This is a genomic window from Streptomyces sp. NPDC028907, from assembly GCF_055564995.1.
On record NZ_JBVHVE010000002.1, the window covers coordinates 912,696 to 935,723 of the forward strand.

Annotated in this window: 18 protein-coding genes and 1 pseudogene; 14 read left to right on the top strand and 5 right to left on the bottom strand. The window is 69.7% G+C overall.

The window, feature by feature from the left end; genetic code table 11:
* Positions 1 to 90: 90 nt before the first annotated feature.
* The 3 genes from ACZ4UU_RS08630 to truB are packed head-to-tail and all read left to right on the top strand — an operon-like array spanning position 91 to position 1,779.
* Entirely contained in the window at positions 91 to 384 is a 294-nt protein-coding gene (locus ACZ4UU_RS08630) for a DUF503 domain-containing protein (RefSeq protein ID WP_234767670.1), read from the top strand.
* 37 nt (positions 385 to 421) lie between these two features.
* Positions 422 to 877, top strand: coding sequence for a 30S ribosome-binding factor RbfA (rbfA, locus tag ACZ4UU_RS08635; RefSeq protein WP_030054473.1), 456 nt, complete (start codon positions 422 to 424; stop codon positions 875 to 877).
* Positions 874 to 1,779: a tRNA pseudouridine(55) synthase TruB gene (gene truB / locus ACZ4UU_RS08640; RefSeq protein ID WP_468037734.1), complete on the top strand. Its 906-nt coding sequence runs from the start codon at positions 874 to 876 to the stop codon at positions 1,777 to 1,779. Before rbfA ends, truB begins: the two co-directional genes overlap by 4 nt.
* 467 nt (positions 1,780 to 2,246) lie before the next feature.
* On the opposite strand, the gene ACZ4UU_RS08645 is transcribed toward truB, so the two are convergent.
* Entirely contained in the window at positions 2,247 to 2,435 is a 189-nt protein-coding gene (locus ACZ4UU_RS08645; RefSeq protein WP_468037912.1) for a hypothetical protein, read from the bottom strand.
* On the opposite strand from ACZ4UU_RS08645, the gene ACZ4UU_RS08650 reads away from it, so the two are divergent.
* Entirely contained in the window at positions 2,379 to 5,795 is a 3,417-nt protein-coding gene (locus ACZ4UU_RS08650) for a trypsin-like peptidase domain-containing protein (protein WP_468037736.1), read from the top strand. The two genes, ACZ4UU_RS08645 and ACZ4UU_RS08650, sit on opposite strands and share 57 nt — an antisense overlap.
* Positions 5,796 to 5,929: 134 nt before the next feature.
* Entirely contained in the window at positions 5,930 to 6,892 is a 963-nt protein-coding gene (locus ACZ4UU_RS08655; protein ID WP_468037738.1) for a bifunctional riboflavin kinase/FAD synthetase, read from the top strand.
* A 75-nt stretch (positions 6,893 to 6,967) separates the two neighbouring features.
* Here ACZ4UU_RS08655 and ACZ4UU_RS08660 read toward each other — a convergent pair whose 3' ends face one another.
* From ACZ4UU_RS08660 to eccE, 4 genes and pseudogenes are all read right to left on the bottom strand, one after another.
* Entirely contained in the window at positions 6,968 to 9,820 is a 2,853-nt protein-coding gene (locus ACZ4UU_RS08660) for a MinD/ParA family ATP-binding protein (RefSeq protein ID WP_468037909.1), read from the bottom strand.
* A 165-nt stretch (positions 9,821 to 9,985) separates the two neighbouring features.
* Positions 9,986 to 10,177: pseudogene (locus tag ACZ4UU_RS08665) on the bottom strand (SCO5717 family growth-regulating ATPase); the annotation flags it as partial.
* A 249-nt stretch (positions 10,178 to 10,426) separates the two neighbouring features.
* Positions 10,427 to 11,272, bottom strand: a complete 846-nt coding sequence (locus tag ACZ4UU_RS08670; RefSeq protein WP_468037740.1) for a hypothetical protein — start codon at positions 11,270 to 11,272, stop codon at positions 10,427 to 10,429.
* On the bottom strand, positions 11,272 to 12,597 hold the full coding sequence (gene eccE, locus ACZ4UU_RS08675; RefSeq protein ID WP_468037742.1) for a type VII secretion protein EccE: 1,326 nt from the start codon (positions 12,595 to 12,597) through the stop codon (positions 11,272 to 11,274). Before eccE ends, ACZ4UU_RS08670 begins: the two co-directional genes overlap by 1 nt.
* 467 nt (positions 12,598 to 13,064) lie before the next feature.
* On the opposite strand from eccE, the gene eccB reads away from it, so the two are divergent.
* The 9 genes from eccB (at position 13,065) to ACZ4UU_RS08720 (ending at position 22,993) form a co-directional block, all read left to right on the top strand.
* Positions 13,065 to 14,648: a type VII secretion protein EccB gene (eccB, locus tag ACZ4UU_RS08680; RefSeq protein ID WP_468037744.1), complete on the top strand. Its 1,584-nt coding sequence runs from the start codon at positions 13,065 to 13,067 to the stop codon at positions 14,646 to 14,648.
* Between the two features lie 219 nt (positions 14,649 to 14,867).
* Positions 14,868 to 15,179 (top strand): WXG100 family type VII secretion target, encoded by a 312-nt coding sequence (locus ACZ4UU_RS08685; RefSeq protein ID WP_048584643.1) that lies wholly within the window; start codon positions 14,868 to 14,870, stop codon positions 15,177 to 15,179.
* A gap of 102 nt (positions 15,180 to 15,281) precedes the next feature.
* A complete protein-coding gene (locus tag ACZ4UU_RS08690) occupies positions 15,282 to 15,572 on the top strand; it encodes a WXG100 family type VII secretion target (protein ID WP_030053280.1) in 291 nt (96 codons plus the stop codon).
* Between the two features lie 470 nt (positions 15,573 to 16,042).
* Positions 16,043 to 17,392: a type VII secretion-associated serine protease mycosin gene (gene mycP, locus ACZ4UU_RS08695; protein WP_468037747.1), complete on the top strand. Its 1,350-nt coding sequence runs from the start codon at positions 16,043 to 16,045 to the stop codon at positions 17,390 to 17,392.
* A gap of 55 nt (positions 17,393 to 17,447) precedes the next feature.
* Positions 17,448 to 17,795, top strand: coding sequence for a hypothetical protein (locus tag ACZ4UU_RS08700; RefSeq protein ID WP_468037749.1), 348 nt, complete (start codon positions 17,448 to 17,450; stop codon positions 17,793 to 17,795).
* Between the two features lie 41 nt (positions 17,796 to 17,836).
* The gene (locus tag ACZ4UU_RS08705) at positions 17,837 to 19,378 is read left to right on the top strand and encodes a WXG100 family type VII secretion target (protein WP_468037751.1); all 1,542 of its coding nucleotides are present in this window, start codon (positions 17,837 to 17,839) and stop codon (positions 19,376 to 19,378) included.
* A gap of 87 nt (positions 19,379 to 19,465) precedes the next feature.
* The gene (locus tag ACZ4UU_RS08710; RefSeq protein WP_468037753.1) at positions 19,466 to 20,797 is read left to right on the top strand and encodes a S8 family serine peptidase; all 1,332 of its coding nucleotides are present in this window, start codon (positions 19,466 to 19,468) and stop codon (positions 20,795 to 20,797) included.
* Positions 20,798 to 21,374: 577 nt separating this feature from the next.
* A complete protein-coding gene (locus ACZ4UU_RS08715; protein WP_391420956.1) occupies positions 21,375 to 21,701 on the top strand; it encodes a hypothetical protein in 327 nt (108 codons plus the stop codon).
* The gene (locus ACZ4UU_RS08720; protein ID WP_468037755.1) at positions 21,701 to 22,993 is read left to right on the top strand and encodes a WXG100 family type VII secretion target; all 1,293 of its coding nucleotides are present in this window, start codon (positions 21,701 to 21,703) and stop codon (positions 22,991 to 22,993) included. The genes ACZ4UU_RS08715 and ACZ4UU_RS08720 overlap by 1 nt, the downstream gene beginning before the upstream one ends.
* Positions 22,994 to 23,028: the final 35 nt, after the last annotated feature.

Below are 23,028 nucleotides of genomic sequence, written 5' to 3' on the forward strand. Positions count from 1 at the left end.
CTCCCCCCTTCGATGTACCGTTCTGATGTCCCCGCCCGATCAGCCGGCGGGGCCATCGATCCCGGACCGGCGGGTGAACCGGTTGCATACATGTATGTGGGGACTCTGTCCTTCGACCTGCTCCTCGGTGACGTGCGCTCACTGAAGGAGAAGCGCTCTCTCGTCCGTCCGATCGTGGCCGAACTCCAGCGCAAGTACGCGGTGAGTGTGGCGGAGACGGGGAACCAGAACCTCCACCGCAGGGCCGAGATCGGGCTCGCGGTGGTCTCCGGGGACACGGGACACCTCACCGACGTACTGGACCGCTGTGAGCGGCTGGTCGCCGGGCGGCCCGAGGTGGAACTGCTCTCGGTTCGACGCAGACTCCACAGCGACGAAGACTGAAGCAAGCAGCAAGAGAAGTTACTAAGGAGACGGACCAGTGGCCGACAACGCGCGGGCGAAAAGGCTGGCGGACCTCATCCGGGAGGTGGTGGCCCAGAAGCTGCAGCGTGGGATCAAGGACCCGCGGCTCGGCTCGCACGTCACCATCACGGACACCCGGGTCACGGGTGACCTGCGGGAGGCGACCGTCTTCTACACGGTGTACGGGGACGACGAGGAGCGGGCGGCGGCCGCGGCCGGACTGGAGAGCGCCAAGGGCGTGCTGCGGTCGGCGGTCGGGGCCGCCGCGGGCGTGAAGTTCACGCCCACCCTGACCTTCGTCGCCGACGCCCTTCCGGACACCGCCCGGACCATCGAGGACCTCCTCGACAAGGCCCGGCAGTCCGACGAGAAGGTGCGTGAGGTGTCCGCGGGCGCCAAGTACGCCGGTGAGGCGGACCCGTACCGCAAGCCGGGCGACGAGGACGAGACGGACGGCGACACCGCGGAATGACGCAGAAGCACACCACGCCCGACGGCCTTGTCATCGTCGACAAGCCGTCGGGCTTCACTTCGCACGACGTGGTCGCCAAGATGCGCGGCATCGCACGCACGCGGCGCGTCGGGCACGCCGGCACCCTCGACCCCATGGCGACGGGCGTCCTCGTCCTAGGCGTCGAGAAGGCGACCAAGCTCCTCGGTCATCTGGCCCTGACCGAGAAGGAGTACCTGGGCACGATCCGGCTGGGCCAGACCACCGTCACCGACGACGCCGAGGGCGAGATCACGGGGTCGGCCGACGCCTCGAAGGTCACCCGCGACGCCATCGACGCCGGGATCGCCAAGCTGACCGGCGACATCATGCAGGTACCGTCCAAGGTCAGCGCCATCAAGATCGACGGGGTGCGCTCCTACAAGCGGGCGAGGGACGGCGAGGACTTCGACATCCCCGCCCGGCCGGTCACCGTCTCGTCCTTCTCGGTCTACGACGTCCGGGACGCCGTCGCCGACGACGGCACCGCCGCCCTCGACCTGGTCGTGTCGGTGGTCTGCTCCTCCGGTACGTACATCCGTGCCCTGGCCCGTGACCTCGGTGCCGACCTGGGCGTCGGCGGCCACCTCACGGCGCTGCGCCGCACCCGGGTCGGCCCGTACAAGCTGGACTCGGCAAGGACCCTGGAGCAGCTCCAGCAGGAGCTGACGGTGATGCCGATCGCCGAGGCCGCCGCGGCCGCGTTCCCCCGCTGGGACGTGGACGCCCGACGCGCCCGGCTGCTGGCCAACGGGGTCCGGCTCGACATGCCCGACGAGTACGCGGGCGCCGGTTCCGTCGCCGTCTTCGCCCCCGAGGGCCGCCTCCTCGCGCTCGTCGAAGAACACAAGGGCAAGGCGAAGAGCCTGGCCGTCTTCGGCTGAGCCACCGGGCATCCGTGTCCGGTGCCTGCCCGTGGAGCGGCGGTCACGGGGTCGTGCCCGCCGCTCCACGGTCCCCCCTCGGTTCCCCCACCCCTAGGGTGTATCCAACGACGCCCGCCTGTTCACCCGTCTGTGCAGGCGCTCGGAGTGAACCGAGGGAGCGGAAGGGGGCGCGTTCGCCGAGCGATCTGTCCCGCTGATCACATCCCGCCTACCGTCGAAAGAACAGGGCGTAGGCGTATGGGCGTGTGGGCGCACGGCGGGAAGGTTCGACGATGGCGGGACGAGGCCCGGGGGCGGCCGGCGACCGCCGGACGCCGGACGGCACGTGGACGGCGGGGACGCCGGGCGAGGACTGGGGCGCGCGGGATGCCGGGTGGGATGGTCTTCGAGGTCTGGGGGAGGCGTCGGGTCCCTGGGCCTCCGCGGAATGCCTTGATGGAGCTGAGGCGGGCGGCACTCCGCACTCACGTTGCTCCACGTCCTACGACGACGGTCGGGCCGGGCACGCGCGCGGGCATCGGGACGGCGACTCCGAAGGCCACGGCGGGGAACGCCCCGGCGACGGCCTGGGCGTCCGTGTCCGGGACGAGGACCTGGTGCGTGTTCATGACCCGGCCGGTCGGCCCCGTGGTCTCGGCTTCGTGGCCGACCATCGCGGCACGGTCGTCACCGGGCACGAGGTCGTCGACGGTCTGCCTCAGCTGGTCCTGTGCGCCGCCGACGGGGAACGTCGCTGTGTGGTGCCCGCGGCCGAGGTGACATCGCTGCCGGAGCTGGGCCTGGCTCTCGTACGGACTCAGGGGCTGGGCATGGGCCCGCTGCCGGTGAGTGCGCGGGACCGGGTCGGGATCGGGGCGTATGTGCGAATCGCCGCCGCGGGGTGGCGGGAGGCACGGGTGCTGGGCCCGGTGTCCGCGACGTACTCCGTGACGGACGGCCCTCATCTTCTCGACGACGCCCTGGAGTTGGCGATCGGCACCGCCGGCCGGGACGCGCTGCGGCAGGGTGGCGGGGCGGCCGGAGGACCCGTGCTCGATGCCGGTACCGGCGCCGTCGTGGGTGTCCTCGGCACGGCCCTGCGGTCCGGTCAGCGCGATGCCGTTCTCGCCGTACCGCTGAGCCCACGGGCCGGCGGGCCGCTGGCCGACCTGCTGGCCGAGAACGCGGCGACGGTTCCGGCGTACGGAGCCGACCTCAACCTGGCGGGCGTATTGGAGCTGACGGCCACGTCGGTCGGGCAGGACGGTCCGCCGACCTGCGGCGGGGGAGTTGCGGCTCCGGTCGAACGGGCTTCCGCAGCGCGGGAGTTCAGCGCCTTCACCGCGAGCCGGGCCTCCGTGCTGGGCCTCGTCGGACGCCCCGGAAGCGGCCGTACGACGGAACTCGCGGCCCTCGCCGCCCGCCGCCACCGCGGCCCGGAACCGGCCCCGACCCTGTGGCTGCGTGGCGCCGACCTGAAGGGCGACGACACCTCCGTGGCCGACGCCGCGCGCCGGGCGCTGACCCGGGCGGCCCGCATCGTGGCGGCCTCCGCCTGCGTCGACCCCGCCGCCCTGGGCGACACGACACCGGAACGCCTGGCCGACCTCTCCCGCGCCGCCGGCCGCCCCCTGCTGCTCCTCCTGGACGGCCCGGAGGAGATGCCGCCCGTCCTGGCCCACCGGCTCACGGAGTGGACCGAGGGCACGGAGGAGTGGCTGCGGGTGACCGGGGCGCGGCTGGTGGTGGCGTGCCGGGCGGAGTACTGGGAGGGAGCCGGCGCCGAATTTCCGGAGGAACTGCTGTACCGCCCCGCCGAGCGGGCAGGGGACGGGACGTCCGGTCGGTTTCCGCCGTGCGTACCGCTCGACGACCTCACCCCCGACGAGGCCCGGCAGGCACGCGCCCGCTACGGCATCCCGGAAGGCGCCCTCACCGGCCCCGATGCCCGCCACCCCCTCACCCTCCGGCTCCTGTCCGACGTACGAGCCGCCCTCCCCGACGCCCCGGCCGCCCCGGTCGACCGCGACGACGTCCTCTCCGCCCACCTCGACCTCATGTGCCTGCGCGTCGCCGTCCGCCTCGCCGTCGAGAACGGCCTGCGCGGCACCGCCGTACGCCGCCTCGCCGCCAAGGTCTCCGGCCAGGTCCACGAGGCCGCGCGGCGCAGCCTCGGGCCGGGCCAGGGAGAGCTGGACCGGGCGTCGTTCGAGGCGGTGTTCCCGTGGGGTCAGGCGCCCGCGAGGCTCGGCGGCGGTACCGGCTGGGCCTCCGCCGTACTCGCCGAAGGCATCCTCGTCCCCGCGGGCAACGGCTATCGCTTCGCCCACGAGGAGCTCGCCGACTGGATCCAGGGCATGCACCTCGACCTGGACGAGGCCCTGCACGCCCTGGTCCACCGCCGCCGCACCGACCCCGACGCCGAGCACCCCCTCCCCGTTCCGCACCACCGCGTCGGACCCGTCGTCCAGGCCCTCCTGCTGCTGCCACGCCTCCAGGGTCCTCACCAACTCGCCCTCAGGCTGGAGGAGTTGACGGACGCGTTGGAGGTCGACCGCACCTCCTGGTGGGCCGCCCGGCTCCTGGCCGAGACCCTGCTGCGGGTTCCCGACGCGACGCCGTACCTGGACGTACTGCGCCTCCTCACCGACCGGATCGCGGCATGGCGGCGCCACCAACGTGTCGCGCCGCGCGAGTTCGAACCCGGCTTCTGGACCGCGCTGCCGCTTCCGGACGGTGAACGTCTGGAGCTGCTGCGCCGCCTCGTCCTGACCGACGGCCCGCCGGCCGAGGGTCCCGACGCCGGGGAGCCCGGTCATCCCCGGCACCCCCGCTACCTGGACGCCGTCGCCACCCTCCTCGCCGCCGACCCCACCTCCGTACAACGCCACCTCACCCGCTGGTTCGACGACGACCGCCCGCTGCCCGCCACCCCGCACGCGACCGTCGCCCGCGCCGCCCAGGCACTGCTCCACACGCACCGCCGCGGCGCCCTCGACGACCTCACCGAGACGCTCGTCGACAGCGCACACCGCCGGGCCGACGAACTCCTCGCCGTACTGGCCGAGGAGGAGACCTCCGCGATCTGCCGGGCCGTCGACCGCTGGGCGCACGACGAACGGCCCGGGCGGCGCGTCGCGGCGGTGGTGTACGGGCTGCGCGCCGCGCCGCATGTCCGCACGGAGACCGACCGCGAGCCGCTGCGCCACGCCGCCCTCGCCCTGCTCGCCCGCCCCGACGACTGCACCCTGCACGGCGGCGCGCTCGCCGTCCTCGTCCGGGACCCCCGCACCCGTACCCGCCATCTCCCGCAAGCCGTGGCGCACTTCACGGCCGACGACCCCCAGTTCCCGCCCAGCGCCTTGGTCGTCGCCCTGGACACCCACCCCGACCAGGTCCTCGAAGCCTTCCGGGCCCGGCTGAGCCGCCCTGACGCCGCAGCGGCGCTGCGCACCCTCGCCGACGCCACCACGCCCGGCCTCGCGCGCAGGATCGCCGTCGTCGTCGGGGAGGCGGTGCGGCGGCGCCCCGAGACCGCCGCGGACCTCGCCGCGTACGTCGGCCGGCGCCTCGACGAGGGCCCGAACGCCCGCGCCGTCCTCGTGCCGCTGGTCACCGGCCTGCTGGACGGCGGCACGGAACCGGTACGGGCCGCCCTCGCCGTCGTACTCGCCGCTCCCGGCACACCCGACTCGCGCACCCTGCGCCGTGAGCTGCTGGACTTCCTCCTCGCCCACGAACGCGCCCCCGCCGTGCTCGACGCTTTCCTGCACGCCACCGTGCGGCGGCGCGGCGAAGGGTCGGACGACGGCCTGCGCGACCTCGTCCACCACACCGGCCTGCTGCTCGTCCGCACACCGGACGGCGCGGCCCGCTTCGACCGCGGCCTGGTCGACCTGGGCCGCCACGTCCCCGGCTTCGCCGCCCGGGTCGCCGGCTGGCTGACCGACACCCCGCAGGAGTGGACGGCGGTGGTGGGCCCGAGCACCCGCAGGATGATCGAGAACCTGTCCGGCGTGCGAGTCCCCGCATGAGCGGCGAGTCCGTGCGTGCACCCGGTCACAGCACCCATGCCGATGCGGGCCGTGAGCGCCCGGCATGGCACCCTTAGACCTGCGTAAGAGCGTACGAGCAAACACGGACACGGGTTCGACGAGGAGCGGTCACAGTGCAGCGCTGGCGTGGCTTGGAGGACATCCCCCAGGACTGGGGGCGCAGCGTCGTCACCATCGGTTCCTACGACGGAGTCCACCGCGGGCACCAGCTGATCATCCGGCATGCCGTGGACCGTGCCCGTCAGCTGGGCGTCCCCGCCGTCGTCGTCACCTTCGACCCGCACCCCAGCGAGGTCGTCCGCCCCGGCAGCCACCCGCCCCTGCTCGCCCCGCACCACCGCCGCGCCGACCTCATGGCCGAGCTGGGCGTGGACGCGGTGCTGATCCTGCCGTTCACGACCGAGTTCTCGAAGCTGTCGCCGGCCGACTTCGTCGTCAAGGTCCTGGTCGACAAGCTGCACGCCAAGGCGGTCGTCGAGGGCCCGAACTTCCGCTTCGGACACCGGGCCGCGGGGAACGTCGAGTTCCTCGCCGAGCAGGGCAAGACCTACGACTACGAGGTCGAGGTCGTCGACCTGTACGTCACCGGCGACGCCGGCGGCGGCGAGCCCTTCTCCTCCACCCTGACCCGGCGCCTGGTCGGCGAGGGCGACGTCGAGGGCGCCGCCGAGATCCTGGGCCGCCCGCACCGCGTCGAGGGTGTCGTCGTACGCGGAGCCCAGCGGGGCCGGGAGCTCGGCTTCCCCACCGCCAACGTCGAGACCCTCCCGCACACCGCCATCCCCGCCGACGGCGTCTACGCCGGCTGGCTGCACGCCCAGGGCGAGAGGATGCCGGCCGCGATCTCCGTCGGCACCAACCCGCAGTTCGACGGCACGGAGCGGACGGTCGAGGCGTACGCGATCGACCGGGTCGGCCTGGACCTGTACGGCCTGCATGTCGCCGTCGACTTCCTCGCCTTCGTCCGCGGCCAGGCGAAGTTCGAGTCCCTGGACGCCCTGCTGGAGCAGATGGCAGCGGACGTCAAGCGCTGCCGGGAGCTGATCGCGGCCGCCGAGACGCACGAGAAGCAGTAACCAGTCGTACGACGACGAAGGGCGGCCGGTGCCTTGGAGGCACCGGCCGCCCTTCGTGGTTCACGCGTTCACGCGCTACTGCTGAGTCCAGCCGGGCGGTACGGAACCCTGCTGGGGCTGCTGGCCCTGCTGCGGGTCCTGGGGTGGCGGCGGCGCCTGCTGCTGCCAGCCCTGGCCCGGCGCGGGCTGCTGCGGGGCCTGCCCCCAGCCCTGACCCGGCTGCGGGGCGCCGCCCTGCTGGGGGTAGGGCTGCTGGGGCTGCTGCTGCGGGGCGGGGTAGCCCTGCTGGTCGGGGTAGCCCTGCTGGTCCGGGTAACCCTGCTGCGGCTGCTGGTACTGCATGTTCGGGTTGCCGAAGCCCTGCTGGGTGCGCGCGATGTCCTCGGCGATGACCGAGGCGAGGTCGAAGTAGGCCTCGCGCGTCTTCGGACGCATCATGTCGAGGTCCACCTCGGCGCCCGCCGCGAGGTGCTCGTCGAAGGGGATCACGACGACACCGCGGCACCGGGTCTCGAAGTGCGCGACGATGTCCTCCACCTTGATCATCTTGCCCGTCTCGCGGACACCGGAGATCACGGTGATCGACCGCTGGACCAGATCGGCGAAGCCGTTCGCCGACAGCCAGTCGAGCGTCGTCGAGGCGCTGCTCGCACCGTCGACCGAGGGCGTGGAGATGATGATCAACTGGTGGGCGAGATCCAGCACTCCGCGCATCGCGCTGTAGAGCAGACCGGTGCCCGAGTCCGTGAGGATGATCGGGTACTGCTTGCCGAGCACGTCGAGCGCGCTGCGGTAGTCCTGGTCGTTGAAGGTGGTGGAGACCGCCGGGTCCACGTCGTTGGCGATGATCTCGAGGCCCGAGGGCGCCTGCGAGGTGAAGCGGCGGATGTCCATGTAGCTGTTGAGCTGCGGGATCGCCTGCACCAGGTCACGGATGGTGGCGCCCGTCTCACGCCGGACCCGTCGGCCGAGGGTGCCGGCGTCGGGGTTGGCGTCGATCGCGAGGATCTTGTCCTGGCGCTCGCTGGCGAGCGTGGCGCCGAGCGCCATCGTCGTCGTGGTCTTGCCGACGCCGCCCTTGAGGCTGATCACCGCGATCCGGTAGCAGGACATCACCGGTGTACGGATCAGACCCAGCTTCCGCTCCCGCTCCGCGGCCTCCTTCTTGGCGCCGAGCTTGAACCGGGACGGGGCCTGGTTGTTCTTGCGGGCCTTCGGCTGGTTGCGCAGCAGCCGGTCCGACGACAGCTCCACGGCGGCGTTGTAACCGAGCGGAGTGCCGGGCGCGGCTTGTTGCTGCTGGGGTGCGCCGGGGCCCGCCTGCGGTCCGGGCGGGGCGCTCCAACCCTGGTTGCCCTGGCCCTGGTTGCCGTAGGCGGCGGGCGGGACAGCGGGGTTCTGCTGGGGTGCCGGCTGCTGCGGCGCCTGCGGGTGGGGCTGGGCCGGGGGCTGCTGCTGGGGGGCGGGCTGCTGCTGAGCCTGCTGCTGGGGGTAGCCGTAGCCGCCCTGCTGGGGCGGGTAGCCATAGCCGGGCTGCGCGGGCTGTTGCGGCTGCTGCGGGTAGCCGTAGCCCTCGGCCTGGGGCTGGCCCTGCTGGGGCTGCCCGGGGTGCGGCTGGGGCTGCGGCTGCTGCTGAGCGGGCTGCGGCTGGCCGGGGTGCGGGGCCTGGGGCGGGTAGCCGTAACCGTCGGCCTGGGGCTGCGGTTGGGGCTGGCCCGGGTGCGGTGCCTGCTGCGGGTAGCCGTACCCGGCGGCTTGCGGCCCGCCGGGCTGGTGTGCCTGGCGGGGGTCGGCCGGTGCGGGCTGTCCGCCCTGGGCCGGGTAGCCGGGCTGCGGCTGGGCAGGGCCGAAGGCGCCCTGTGCCGGGGCCTGTTGCGCGGGCTGCCCGGGGTGCGGCTGGGCGGGGGCCTGGGGGTAGCCGTAACCCGGGGCCTGGCCGGCGGCTGCGGCGGCCTGCGGGTCCGGCTGCCCGGCCTGCTGCGGTGCTCCCTGGGCGGGGTGCGCGGGCGCGAAGCCCTGGGGCAGCGGGGGGAGGCCCTGCTGGGGCTGGGGCTGGGGCTGGGGCGGCACGGGGGGCTGCGCCTGCGGCTGCTCCGGGGCCTGTGCCGGGGGCTGCGCCTGCGGCGGCAGCGGGACCTGTCCCGTCGACTGCGGCTGCGGCTGCTGTCCCTCGGGCGCGGGCGGCTGCGCGGGAGCGGCGGGGACAGCGGGTGCCGGCGCGGGCTGCGCGTCCGGGGCTCCCTCCGGCTCCTGCTCCGGCGTCACCGCGGCGGCCGGGGGCTGGGGCTGGGCGGCGGAGGCCGGTTCGTCGCCTTCCGCGCCTGCCGGGCCGTCCGGCACGGCGACGGATCCGGTGGAGTCGGCCGACTCCACCTCGTCGTTCCGCTCCTCCTCCGGCTCCACGTCATCGTCGTCGCCGAACAGGCGCGCGGCCTCGGCGTCGGCGGCGGCGTGGTTGAGCTCGGGCTCCGGCTCCGCCACCGGCTGTGCGGGGGCGGGCGGTTCGGGCGCGGGCGGCGCCGGGGTGGCGGTCGGGGACGGGGCTGCCTGCGCGTCCGGGTCGAGCGGGCGCAGCACGGGGAAGCCGGGGGCGCCCGGCGCGCCGGACGCCTGGGCGGGCGGGTGCTGTTGGGGGGCGGCGGGCGGCTGGGCAGGAGAGTGCTGCTGAGGGACGCCGAAACCGCCCGAGGTGTCCTGGCCCCGCTGCGGGGCACCGAAGCCGCCGGACGTGTCCTGACCCTGCTGGGGAACGCCGAAGCCACCCGACGTGTCCTGACCCTGCTGGGGGTAACCGTAGCCACCGGCCGCCGGCGCGGACTGCTGCTGCGGGAAGCCGTAGCCACCCGTGCCGGGCCCCTGCTGGCCGGCGCTCGGCGTGCCCTGAGGCGGGGTGGCCTGAGCGGGCTGTGCCGACTGCTGCTGAGGCACGCCCTGGGCGGGCGGCTGCGCCGGGGGAGTGTGCGGTCCCGGGCCCTGCGGCGCGGCGCCCGGGGGCCCGGTGGGCGACCCGACGGGTGAACCGGTCGGGGGTGGCGGCGTGGGCTGGCCGCCGTCCTGCTGGCCACCGGACGAGGAACCACTTTGCGTACTTTGGGCGTACCAGGCGGGAGGTGTGTAGACGATTTCGAACTCGCCGGTGAGATCCACCTCGTGATCGTCCCCGTCCGAGGAAGGGCTCCCGCCGTTGTACTCGGACCGATCCCTGTTCACTGCTTGCCTCCTGGTCAGCCACTGCTGCTGAGCTGGTCGTCGTCGCGGCCGGGCGGACCGAGTGGCTAGTCCCACGCGACTGCGATCGTCACCGCACCACCAGAAGCCTAATCACTCGCATGGCGGGACGGAAAAGCCCCCATGGGGGCGGACGCTATAGCCCCGGGTGTGTGGACGGAAGGGCCTCATGGTGCGTACGGAGCGCCCTGTGGCCGAGCCTTCGCAACACCCTGTGACCGAGGCCTCGTCACCCACGTGGCCGAACTCTCGTAACACCACGTGGCCGAGGCCCCGTTCGCGCCCCGCTCCCGGGACGACGACCTCTCAGTCCATACGACGGGCCACGCCGAGCAGCCCCGTCTCCGCATCGGTGGGTTCGGTCATGACGAACTTCTGATGCTTGCGAGTGCACCACAGGGCGACGCCGTCGTGAAGGGTCGGCAGGTGCTGGAGTTGCTCCTCCGGGATCCCCAGCGTGTCGCGTACGGCCTCGGTCTCGTAGGGCGAGATGCGCTGAATCCCCACCAAATGAGCCTGGGACAGCCAGCGCGGCGCGTGCTCGCTGACGAACGGCAGCACCGTCACGACCGCCTGCCACGGCACGGACGTCACCCGGCCCCGCGGCGGGCGGATGCCGCAGTCGCGGATCAGTACGACCGGGCTCGACACCGACGGCCCCTGCGCGGGCACCCGGCCCACCGGATAGACCGTGACGCACTGCTGGCCGCCGCCCGCCGCCTGGGCCAACTGCTGCCAGGCCTGCGGACGGCCGGTCTCCACACCGACGCGCGCGCCCGTCGCGGCCGCCCGCAACGCCAGCACCTGGGCGAGCCACAGACCGCCCACGAGCACGACGTCGAACGCGGTCGGCCGGGAAAGCCCGAGCACCGCGGGCTGCGACTCCGGGTCGGTGCCGATCAGTACGCCGTCGTCACCGATCGGCATGCTGATCGCCGCGAGCTCGTCGACGGTGACGACATGGCGGTTGCGGCGCGGGCCGCGCAGCCCGAACCCCGGGCTGAAGATACGCCGTTGCTGCTGCGGTGCCTCCGGCTGCCGGCCGATGATCGGGATCATGCCGGTGTCGGTGGGCGAGGCCACGTGAGCCGGAGTGCGCCCGGGGGCCCGGCCCTGCTGCCCCGGGGGCATGGTCGAGGCGGGGTGGGACATCAGTGGGTACCTCCGAGCGGCAGAGTGGCGAGGGCGCCGGGGACCTGCTCCCGGTCGAGACGGACCAGGCCGACCTTCGCGGCACTCGCGGCCCGCTCCAACTCACGCCCCACCTGGCCGAGTTCACTGTCACCGCGAGCGGTGACCCGGACGTGCCCGGTGAGGGCGACACCCCGGTTGCCGGCCTTGCTCAGGGTCATGCTGAACGTCGTGGCGAGCACGGGCAGCGAGGTGAACCGCGTCACCAGCTCCGGCAGCGCCACACCGCCGCTCCCCAACTGCGGCCAACGGGACACCCAGTACGTCGTGTGCCACCGGTCGTCGACCCGCCAGGTGCGGACCGCCTCGACCGTACGGCGCTGCGGCGTCCGCCCGTCCTGGGAGTGCTGCGCGTTGGCACGCGGGTTGAGGCAGCTGGACGTCGCCAGCGCCTGCACCAGCTCGGTCTCGTCCAGGATGGTCGCCTTGAAGCCGGCCCCGGCCAGTCGGCTGGCCAGCTGGTCGGCCACCCGCAACAGGGCGCGCTGCGCACCGGGAACGCGGTCCCCGCGTGCCTTGACCGCCTCCGGGCACAGCTCCGGGTCGAGCTTGAGGGCGACCCAGGTGAGGCGGAGCGCGGGGGAGCCGGCCTGCGCCTGGAGGGGGCCGTACGACCGCGCGGCCAGCGACTGCGAGGGCAGATGCGGAGCGGGCGCCGGCTGCGTGTGCTGCACGACCTGAACGGAGGCGAGCCGGATCCCGTCGACCTCCAGGGCGTCCTGGATCAGCCGCAGCGGCAGCTGCCGATCGGCGGCGGCGGGGCGCAGCGGCTGGTCTCCCGGCTGGACGAAGAGGACGGCGGTCAGGAAGGAGCCGTCGCCGATCATGCCGATCGAGCGGTCGTCACGGGAGACGAACGAGTACGTCCGCAGAGCGGGGTCGCACTCCACGACCGGGGCCAGCATCGTGTCCGTCCCCGGTGGAACGGGCTGCTTCGCGTCGCGGCGGCGCTGCCTCAGCGCGCGCGAGGTCTCGTACCACTCGGGCAGCGGACGGCGGCCCCGGCGCAGGACCGCCAGGAGCAGCAGCAGCGCGGCGACGACACCGGCCGGGACCAGCATCCAGGACTGGTCGGCGGCCCAGGCGGCCAGCATGACCGCCGCCGCCAGTTCCACCAGGATGAGCTGCTGGAGCCTTACCGGGCCCAGACCGCCCGGGCGGGGCAGCGTGCGCGGGGACGCGGCGGCGGGGGCTGCCGGAGTGGCCGACGTACGTCTGCCGCCGCCCGGACCTCCCTGTTGCTGCTGTGCGCGGCGACCGCGCCGAGTGCTCGTAGCGCTGCTCATCCCCCGGGACATCCCTTTCGCGAAGTAGTGGCCGTGGGCCGGACCGGATCCTCTGTGGCCGAGAGGTTCGAGAGGGCCGAGATCCCGGCGACGGGCCGGGGCACCGATGGCCCTCAACATCCATGCGGGTGGCTCACGGTACCCGCTGCGGAACCCCTGGCGACACAGGGGACACCCAAAACCCAGGTGGTCAGCCTGTCATGGACCGATCCCGCATGGTGGAGCGCTGTGGTGAAGCTCTGTGAAGATGCGGGGGCGGCCGCACACCTGATGGATCGTCGCCGGGCGGCGCAAGGCATAGTAGGGGCCTGCGCGGCCGAAGTGGCCTGACAAGTCGGCCTTTCGGGCTTTCGGGAGCGATCGAGTCAGTACGGACGAGGCCGGCCGGCCCGGACAATGCCGAACGATACGGTCGCGCTCGGGCATCGCAACACGATCGAGCATCACAAACGGGAGACACGGGGACCATGGCAAAGCAGCGTCGGGATGAGCTCGCCGCCTACACGTTCGCTCGCAAGCGCACTGTCGCGGCGTTCCTGGCGCCGTCGCCGGGCGGCTCGGAGGAAGGCGCTCCGCGTCCCATCCGTACGGTGATGCCCAGCCTCGGTGTGGGCCTGGTGCTGGTCATCGGGTTCATCGCCTGGGGCGTGATCAAGCCCACGGCGCCCAAGGGCTGGGACACCCCGGGCGAGTACATCATCGTCGACAGCGACTCGACGACGCGGTACGTGGTCCTCGACCCGGACCCGAAGGACGGCAAGGTGGAGAAGGTCCTCCACCCGGTCCTCAACTACGCCTCCGCCAAGCTGCTGCTCGACAAGGGCAAGGGCAGCGTCCTGGAGGTCCCCGGTAAGGAGATCGACAAGAGCGGGATCCGGCACGGGGCGACCATCGGCATTCCCTACGCCCCCGATCGGCTGCCGTCCAAGGACGACGCGCAGAAGCCGAAGACCTGGGCGGTGTGCGAACGCCCGGTCGAGGGCTCGGCCCGCGCGATCGACCGGGCCGTCTTCGTGCTCAACGCCGACGACGCCAAGGCGCTCGGCAACGCGGGGAAGGTGGATCCGCGCGAGGCGCTGTACGTCCGCGACTCCAGGACCCAGTTGGACTACCTCGTCGACAGCAAGGGCACCAAGTTCCAGCTCGGCGGTCCGGCGCTGGACAAGCCCACGATGGAGAAGCTGCGCGCCGCCGCCATCGGTACCACGGCCGCGGGTTTCGAACCGCAGCTGGTGAGCTCGGAGTGGCTGAGCACGCTCAACGCGGGCGGCGTGATCACGTTCCCGACCATCGAGGGCGCCGGAGGGCCGACCCAGGTCCAGGGACTCCCCGCCGACGCGTCGGTGGGCCGGGTGATCAAGACGGAGGACACGCAGGTCACGCAGTACTACGTCGTCCTCAAGGACAAGGTCGCCGCCATCACGCCCTTCGTCGCCGGCCTGGTCAGGGCGGCCTGGGGCCAGGACGAGAGCGCCGACATCAAGCTCGCGACGCCTCAGGTCATCGACGCCAACAACGGTGACACTCCGTCCTTCTACAAGGACAAGGGCTGGTTCGAGACCGTTCCGAAGCAGGCCAACTCCCCTGCCTCGGCGACCGCGGAGGCCCGCACGACCTCGTGCAGCGTCTACGGCGGCACCATCGGCCAGGGCAACAAGCCGCAGCTCGCGGCCTGGGCCGGGACGGCGTACCCGAAGCGGATCGTCGCCGACTCGCTGAGCGCCTACGTCTCCTCCGGCTCCGGCCTCCTCTTCACGGAGATCACCGGTACGGCGGCCGGTGGCGGTGGGCAGTACCTGCTGACGGACACGGGTCTGCGCTACTCGCTGCCGAAGACCAACGACAGCGCGGCGAAGGGCAACGGCGGCGACTCGGCCTCGGGCACCGCGGACTCCTCCGGCGGCGACGCCAGCGAGACGGACAAGGCGCGCACGCGGCTCGGCTACGAGGACGTGACGAGGCCCGCGATCGTGCCGCAGACGTGGGCGGCGTTCATCCCGAAGGGGCCCATGCTGGACACCGGCAGCGCCGCGCAGGAACAGAGTCAGTGACCCGCCAACGGTCGTACGTGCGCACGCACTTGAGAGTAAGACGGTGCGAGAGTCACAGGATGATCGCTCAAGTGTGTGAGCCGTGTAACTGATTGGTCTTGCCTGTGGTTGAGTGACAGGCTGACGATAGAGTGTTTGCAGCGCTCAAGCGTGCGAAGCATTCGTCCGGGCACCGGTACAGGTTTCCCGGATCAACGACGACATGGGGGAAGGTTCATCATGGCCGGCCAGTTCCGGGTAACAGAGGACGAACTCACCAAGCTCTCGGGCGACATCAACACCGTGAACGGTCAGCTGCAGGGCGAGATCCGCCGCCTCAACGGAGTGATCGACCAGATCGCCGGCGGCTGGAAGGGCCAGGCGGCCCAGTCCTACCGTCAGCTGCAGGATCGTTGGAACCAGGACGCGAAGAGGATGAGCGACATCCTCAACGACATCAAGGAAGCCGTGGACTCCACGCGGAGCAATTACTCCGCGTCGGAAGAGCAGCAGAACGCCGAGATCAGCAAGATCATGTCGGACTTCGGCTGATCGAGCCGTACCGGCTTGAAGGGCTTCGGTCCTTCCGGACCCCGGACCCCTTCGGATCCCCCTGATCTCCACCGACTTCCTTCGATTTCATCCTGAAAGGGACTGACGATGTCGATTCTCGTCAATTACGCAACGATCACCAACGCGTCCACGGACGTGAAGTCCACCGCCGGCCGTATCAAGCAGCAGCTCGACGACCTCGAGGCCGCGGTCAAGCGCGTCGCCAGCACCTGGGAGGGCGAGGCGCAGGAGGGCTACCAGCGCAAGCAGCGTGAGTGGGACAAGACCGCCGCCGACCTGCACGCCACCCTGCTGAAGATCTCCACGGCGCTCCAGAGCGCGGCCGAGAACTACCAGGCCACGGAGAAGAGCAACTCCGCGACCTGGAGCTGAGCCCGTCGGCGGCCCAAGGGGCATGAGATGAAGAGATTCGGCCCAGCCGACGCCACAGCGTCCGCTGGGCCGTCCTCTGCTTCGGGGGCCTCCACAGCTTCTACGGAACGGCTGGCACCCCCTACGGGGATGCACACAGCAAATTCCGCAAACATTCACACGCGTCGCAACACCCGCGACACACACATGACCCAGCTTCGAAGGAAGCAAGGAAGCCCTGGGGGCCTGAAGAGATGAGGGGCCTGAACGTGGTGGGCCTGGACGTGGCGGGGCTGAACGCGGCGGGCAGGACGGCCCGCTCGCGCAGCCGCGCCGGCCGAGGCGGTGGAACCCGCGCACTGCAGCGGGCTTTTGGCGTGCTCGCGGTGACGGGGATCTGCCTCACGTCGGCGCCGCCGGCGATGGCGGGACCGGGGGTGCCGGGGGATTCCGGGGTGCCGGTTGGTTCGGCTGGGCTGGCTGGTTCGGCGATGTCGGCTGGTTCCGCTGGGCCGGCCGGTTCTGTTGGACCGGCTGGTTCGGCGATTCCCACCCGCCTCGCGGACTCGGGCAACACTGCCTCCGGCCGTTCTGGTTCGGGCGCCGCCGCTTCCGGCGGTTCCGGCTCGGGTGACTCCGAGAGCGCCCGGGCCCGCTTCGGCCTGGCCGACAGCTCGGAATGCGTCTTCGGCGGTGACGTAATCAAGTCCACGCCCTGGTCACTGCAGCGGATCCTCCTGGACCAGCTGTGGGAACAGGCGACGGGCAAGGACGTCAAGGTCGCGGTGATCGACACGGGTGTCGACAAGTCCAACAAGCAGCTGACCGGCGCCGTGGCAGGCGGACGGTCCTATGTCGGTGGCTCCGGAACCCAGGACCTCGAGGGACACGGCACCCGGGTGGCGGGCATCATCGCCGCCCGCCCGTACAAGGGCACGGGCTTCGTCGGCATCGCCAAGGACGCGGACATCCTCTCCTACCGCTACACGGGAGGGGAGGGGGAGAAGGGCCAGGGCAACGCGGGAACCATGGCCGACGCGATCGGGGACGCGGTCGCCGACGGCGCGAAGATCATCAACATCTCGTCGGACACCCAGAACAAGCAGGACGACGACACGCTGCGGGGTGCGGTGGAGCGCGCGGTGAGCAAGGGCGCCCTCATCATCGCCGCCGCGGGCAACGACGGAGCGGACGGCAAGCTCGCGAAGACCTACCCCGCCGCCTACGACGGCGTCCTGGCGGTGGCGGCCTCCGACCGCAACGACGAGCGCGCCCCCTTCTCACAGGCGGGCGACTTCGTCGACGTCGCGGCACCCGGCGTCAGCATGGTCTCCACGGTCCCCCTCGGCGGCCAGTGCACCGCCGACGGCACGAGCTTCGCGGCGCCGTACGTCGCGGGGGTCGCGGCCCTGCTGAAGCAGAAGTACCCGGAGTGGAACGCCGCCCAGATCGCCACCCGCATCGAGGAAACCGCCCAACGCCCGGGCCGCGAGGCCAACCCCTTCATCGGCTGGGGCGTCGTCGACCCGGTCGCCGCGCTCACGGACGAGTCCGAGCCCGGCGAGTCCCCCGAGCCGGACCCACCGGTCGCGGCCGGCTCAGGAAGCCGCGTCATCCCGATGGCCGTGACCATGGGGGAGAGCGAGGCGGAGCGCGAACGCCGGGTAGCCATCTATGTGTTGGGCACGGGGCTGGCTCTTGCGCTTGTGGTTGCGGGGAGTGGGGTTGCTGTGCGGGACTGGCGTAGTCGGCGGGGTGAGTCGACTGGGCGGGCTGGGTCGGTTGGGCGAGCTGGCTCGGTTGGTCGGTCCGGGTCGTCCGTCAACGGGGTTGGGCGATGATTGGGCACCGAGTAGGTGCTGACAACTTGAGGAACAGGGGAGAGGACAACGGGGTATGAGTAACGGAATGCGGGTTGATCTGAGCGAGCTGGATAACGTCATCCGCAAGCTCAACGGCCTTCTGTCGGACATGGACAAGGCCAACACCAAGGCCAAGTACGAGACGGACATCCCGAGTACTGCGTTTGGAAGTATGAAGTTCCTGGAGTCGAACGAGCTTCACAATGCGCATCAGAAGCAGAAGACGCGGATCGAGAAGATCATCAAGGATCTGCACCAGTTGATCGACGACTTCGGCAAGAGCACCTCGAAGGTCAGGGACAAGTACAACAACCAGGAACAGGCGAACAAGCAGGGCGTGAGCGCTGCTCCCGACGGTGGGCCTAAGGGCTCGGCCTACTAGACGGTTCAGCGACAGGTCACTGACAGAGGGGACGTTCGACAATGGGCTACGGCTACGGCGGCTACTACAACAGCCCCGAATACTACGAGGCTCAGCAGAAGGCACAGCAGCAGCGGATCCAGGACAAGCACGACGAAAAGCTGGAGTCGCTCAAGGACGGCGGTATGGGGGGGCCGGACCGCAGCAAGCTCGACACGCCCTTCATGAGCATGAGTATCCCTGAGCTGCGCTCCATGATTCTGGATGCGGACCCCGGCCGGATCTACGAGGTCAGCCAGCACTGGAAGTCGGTCCACAACATCCTTTCGGGTGGCGACGGCGACGGTAAGACTGGCGGCGTGGACTCGGTATCCGCCAAGGACAGCGTCGCGGGCATGATGCAGAGCGCGGTGGAAAACGTACTCGAGCACTGGGAGGGCGACGCGGCAGAGGCCTTCCGTAAGAAGGCCAACGAGATCATGCAGAACGTCCGGAACGGAGCTGCGTGGGCCAACCACTACGGGGAAGCCATGCACGCCGTCCAGAACGATCTGCGGAACTCGATGACCAAGATGCGGGAGGTCGAAGAGCCTTCCGGTTGGTCCAGGGCCTGGGACAAGCTCACTGACGACGAGCGCAGCGATGAGCAACTGCTGGAAGACATCAACAAGGGTGTGAGCACGGACGCCGCCCGCCAGGCGAATGCCGATTCCTTGTCAGCAGGCAAGGAAAAGCAGTTGGAGGGGGTGGCGATCATGGAGCAGTTGGCGGCCAACTACAAGACACATCTGCAAAGACTTCCTCCGATTGACGACCCTGAGCCCTTCCCGGCACCGAACCCCAATGCGCCGATGCCTACTCCCATCGCCATGCCGTCTCCCAGCACCACGAGTCCCGGCACTGGCAGCGGCACGACTAAGCCTTGGAGCGCGGGTCGGACGACCAGCATCAAGCCAGCCCCGACGGTGCCCCGTGACCAGGGGATCACGGGAGGCGCGCAGCTTCCGACGGCGCAGACGAAGGTGGACAGTATCTCCCCCGGCCTGACGGGAAGCGGTCCCAGCACCGGGATTGGCGGTTCCAGCGGTGGTGGCGGCGGCATCGGCACCGGCGGGGCTCAGGGCCCGGGCATCGTGGCGCCTGGAGGGGCGTCCGGAGTCAGGGGCGGCGCTGCTGGACGCGGCGGCATCGGGATGGCGGGCGGTCGCGGCGGCATGGCCGGTGGCGGCGCGGCTGCAGGCCGCGGTGCCGGAGGCCGGGCCGGCATGGGTGGTATGGGCGGCGCCGGAGCTGGCGCGGCTGGCCGTGGGGGTGCCGGCGCTGGCGGTCGTGGTGCGCTTGCAAAGTCCCGTGGCGGTGTGGTCGGCGCGGCCAAGGGAGTCACTGGCAAAGGCGCCGGTGGTGGTGCAGGCCTGCATGGCAGCCGCGGCGGAACGCAACGTGGCGCGATGGCGGGCGGAGTTGGCGGTATGGGCGGTCGTAATGGCCGTCGAGCTGAGGACGAGAACAGCCAGGGCGACCGTCCGGACTACCTTGTCGAGGACGAAGAGACCTGGATCTCGGAAGAGGATCGCAAGCGCAACGTGCCGCGGACCATTGAGTAGGTACGCAAGCAGGTCGGACGGGAAGTTCCGGTCCGCATAGGTGTGAAGGCTGGTGTCCCCAGCCGAAGCTGACTGAGGAGCAAGGAATTGGGTTTCAAGCGAGTCCTGTCCACGACAGGTGTCGTGGCGACGACGGGAGCCTTGCTCCTCACGTTGGCCCCTGTCGCATCAGCAGACTCTGTCAGGGATGCGCAGTGGCCCCTGACGGTGTACGACGCCGAGCGGGTCTGGGAAACTGCACAAGGGGAGGGAGTCACCGTTGCAGTCGTTGACTCCGGCGTGGATGCCACCCACCCAGACCTCACAGGTCAAGTCCTGTCCGGCAGGGACGTAAGTGGTGGCGATGCCCACAATGATGTTGATGGCCATGGCACGGGCATGGCGAGTGTCATTGCTGGTCACGGACACGGGCAAGGTAACTCCGACGGCGTAATGGGTCTCGCGCCGAAGGCCAAGATCCTTCCGGTGCGTGCTTGGAATGGCAATGAAATTTCAACTAGTTGGCCAGATGGAGTCCGCTACGCGGTAGACCAAGGCGCCAAGGTCATCAACCTTTCATTTAACGACAGTACTGCATATCCCGGCTCTAAGGGCGCAAAGGCAATTGCCTACGCTCAGGAGCATGATGTCGTGGTTGTAGCAGGCACGGGTAATGACGGTGGAACTGTCAATTACCCAGCTGCTCTTCCGGGAGTCGTTGCTGTAACTGCCGTCGACAAGAACCTGGAATTTTGGGGCAACTCGAATACCGGCAAAGGCGTAGTCCTAGCCGCCCCCGGTGTTGATGTCCCGCGAGTTGACCCTCGGCAGGAAAACGGATACGCAAAGGCCACCGGCACATCAGACGCCACTGCCTACGTCTCCGCCATTGCCGCCTTGGTTCGTTCCAAGTACCCCGACCTCACCGCAGGCCAGGTCATCAACCGCCTCATCAAGTCGGCGTCCTTCTTGAACAACAAGGGCAGGACAGCTCCGGACAAGGAGCTCGGCTATGGGATTGCCCGCCCTGGTTCGGCGCTGACGATGGACATCCCCAAGGGTCCGAAGCAGGGACCCCTCGCCCAGGCGTCTTCCTCCACCTCCACGAATTCAGGCGCCGCTTCCGACGACAACGACAGCACGAGTCTGGCAAAGAAAAAGAAGAAGTCCTCCTCTTCGGGCAGCTTCCTCATCATCGCTGGCATCGCCATCGCAGTCGTCGTCATCGGCATCCTCTTCGCGGTAATCCGCAACCGTCGCAACGGTGGCAACGGCGGCTCCGGCTCCGGCGGCGGAACGGCTCCTCACGGCGCCGGCTATCCGCCGCAGGCTCCGACGGGTTACCAGCAGTACCCCAATTCGGCTACCAACCAGGGCTACCCCGCACCTCCACAGCAGCCCAACCCCTACACCCAACAGCCGCCACAGCAAGGGCAGTAGGGGGACTTCTGTCTGAGAGACTGCGGCGCCGAATTTCCGCACGGGCTCTCAATCCGCTGCCGATGAGATGACCGCACCGCAAGCCACTTCAGCATCATCTTGCCGCCTGGCAGTCGTCACCACTTTGCAGTGACCTAGATGCCAAGAACGAGAAAGGATCATCGCAATGGGCCTCGTCGCCCTGGTGGTTGGCGTCATCGGCCTTGGAGCCGTAATTGGCGCGGTCATCGTCCTTGCTGTGCTGCGCAGGCGCCGTAACTCTGTGGATGGAACGCATCAGCAGTACATGGGTGGCTACCCACCCCAGCAGATGATGCATCCGCCCGCTCAACCGCTGTATCCCGGTGCACCTCCCACTCAGGGATATCCAGTTGCTCCTACACAGCCCCCGGGACAGCCCCATCCCTACGCTCAACAGCCTCCGTACCAGGGCCAGTAGATGGTCGCTCGGTCGTGGCCGGTAGCGCGGTTCGTCGCGACTGCCCTGCGGGCGACCTGAGCGCCGAAGTCGCGTCAGTATTGTTAGTTTTCTGGCTTGCTTTCGTTACGTCTATCATTCAGGGAGTTATCTACTTTCATGGGGGAGCACTTCAAAACGGATGTAGATCAGCTGGGGCAGTTCCTCAAGACTCTTGAGGGCTGCATCAGGGATCTGAATGAGGCGCGGAACGCTCTGGCACACGTCCGCGCGGACCAGATCGGGACTAAGCGTCTCGACGAGGCGTGTGATGGTTTCCAAGAACGGTGGAAGTACGGATCCGAGCAGACCAGCAAGATGGTCGAGGCTGTCAGCGAGGGCGTGAGGTCCAACAAGAAGGGCTACCAAGAAGTCGAGGAAGCTCTGGAGAAGGCCTTCAAGCACATGGCGGAGCAGGCCACTTCAGGCGGAGGGGGTGCGAAGTAATGGCTGCGAACCCCTACCCCAATCTTGGCTGGAACCCCGTACCCGGAATACCCGGTGAAGTCAATGCCCTGAGACAGAAGGTCAGTTCGGCCGCCACTGCCCTACGCAGTTGTCACACTCAGCTCGACAAGCTGATTGGCGAAAGCAGCTACTGGGAGGGTGACGCGGCAAAGGCGTTCCGGGAAGCCATCGACGGTGAGTTGCCGACCTACATCAAGAACGCTGCCCGTTCCTTGGAAAAGGCAGCGGCGCAATTGAGTAACTGGGACGGTTACCTGACGTCCAATCGAGACTTGGCGCGAAAATACGATGATGCCGCGGCCGAGAAGAAGGCCGCAGTCACGTCGGCAAAGGAACATCACGCCCATGCCGAGAAGCATCCGGACCTGGGACTCGCCGGCCAACAGTTCCCCACGCAGGAAGAGGCCGACGCGGCGACTGCACGGTTGCGGGCAGCTGAGCGTAACCTCAACCTAGCGACCATCGCTCTGAACAAGGCCAATGGCGAGTACAACGACATCATCGCGAAGGCTGAGGTACTGGAGCACACCCATACGGACAACGCGGAAACAGTCGCCAAGTCGCTCGACGATGCCACAGACAAGCTGGCACCGAGGGAACCAGGCTGGCTGAGTAAGGCCGTCGACGCCATTTGGGACGGCATCAAGGCGACTGGCGAGTTCTTGCTGGAACATGCGGGGACCATTGGCGCCATCGCTGGGCTGCTGGCGCTCTTCCCCACACCGCTGGCGCCGCTGTTCGCGGGAATTGCTCTAGTGGCTAGCGGGGTTTCCATGGGCAAGAATTTTGCCGATGATGATTTCCGAGAAGCCTTTTTCCCGTGGGGGGACAAGTTTGGGTGGAACATGGATACTTTCTCTGCCTATGCCTCGTTCGGTGGCGACGCCCTCGGAATGGTTCCCGGAGCGAAGGCCCTCACCGCGGCTAGTCGAGAAATCGCTGATGGTCTTCGAATGGCCGATGAAATGGGCGTCGCGGTCAAAAATTTTGAAAAGGTGCAGGAGTTTGGTCGGGAATTTGGTCATGTCTTCAGGACGAGTGCCAAGTCCGGCGTGGACGATGCCTGGGAAGCTGCATCCAACAGTGCGACGGGTTCTGCCAAGTTGATGGCAAATATCAGCGCCAACGGCCTCAACGTCGTGGCGAACTCCGTGTCCTCACTCGAGGAAGCGGGAGTGCTCCCGAAGGAGGGCAGCAGCCACAACTTCGCAGAGTTTACCAAGGCGGGCGCCAGTCTCCTCGGCCTTGCTGGAGAGCTGAAGCTCGTATGATGCTCATCGCTACAGACTCCGAAAGGCGGATCCCT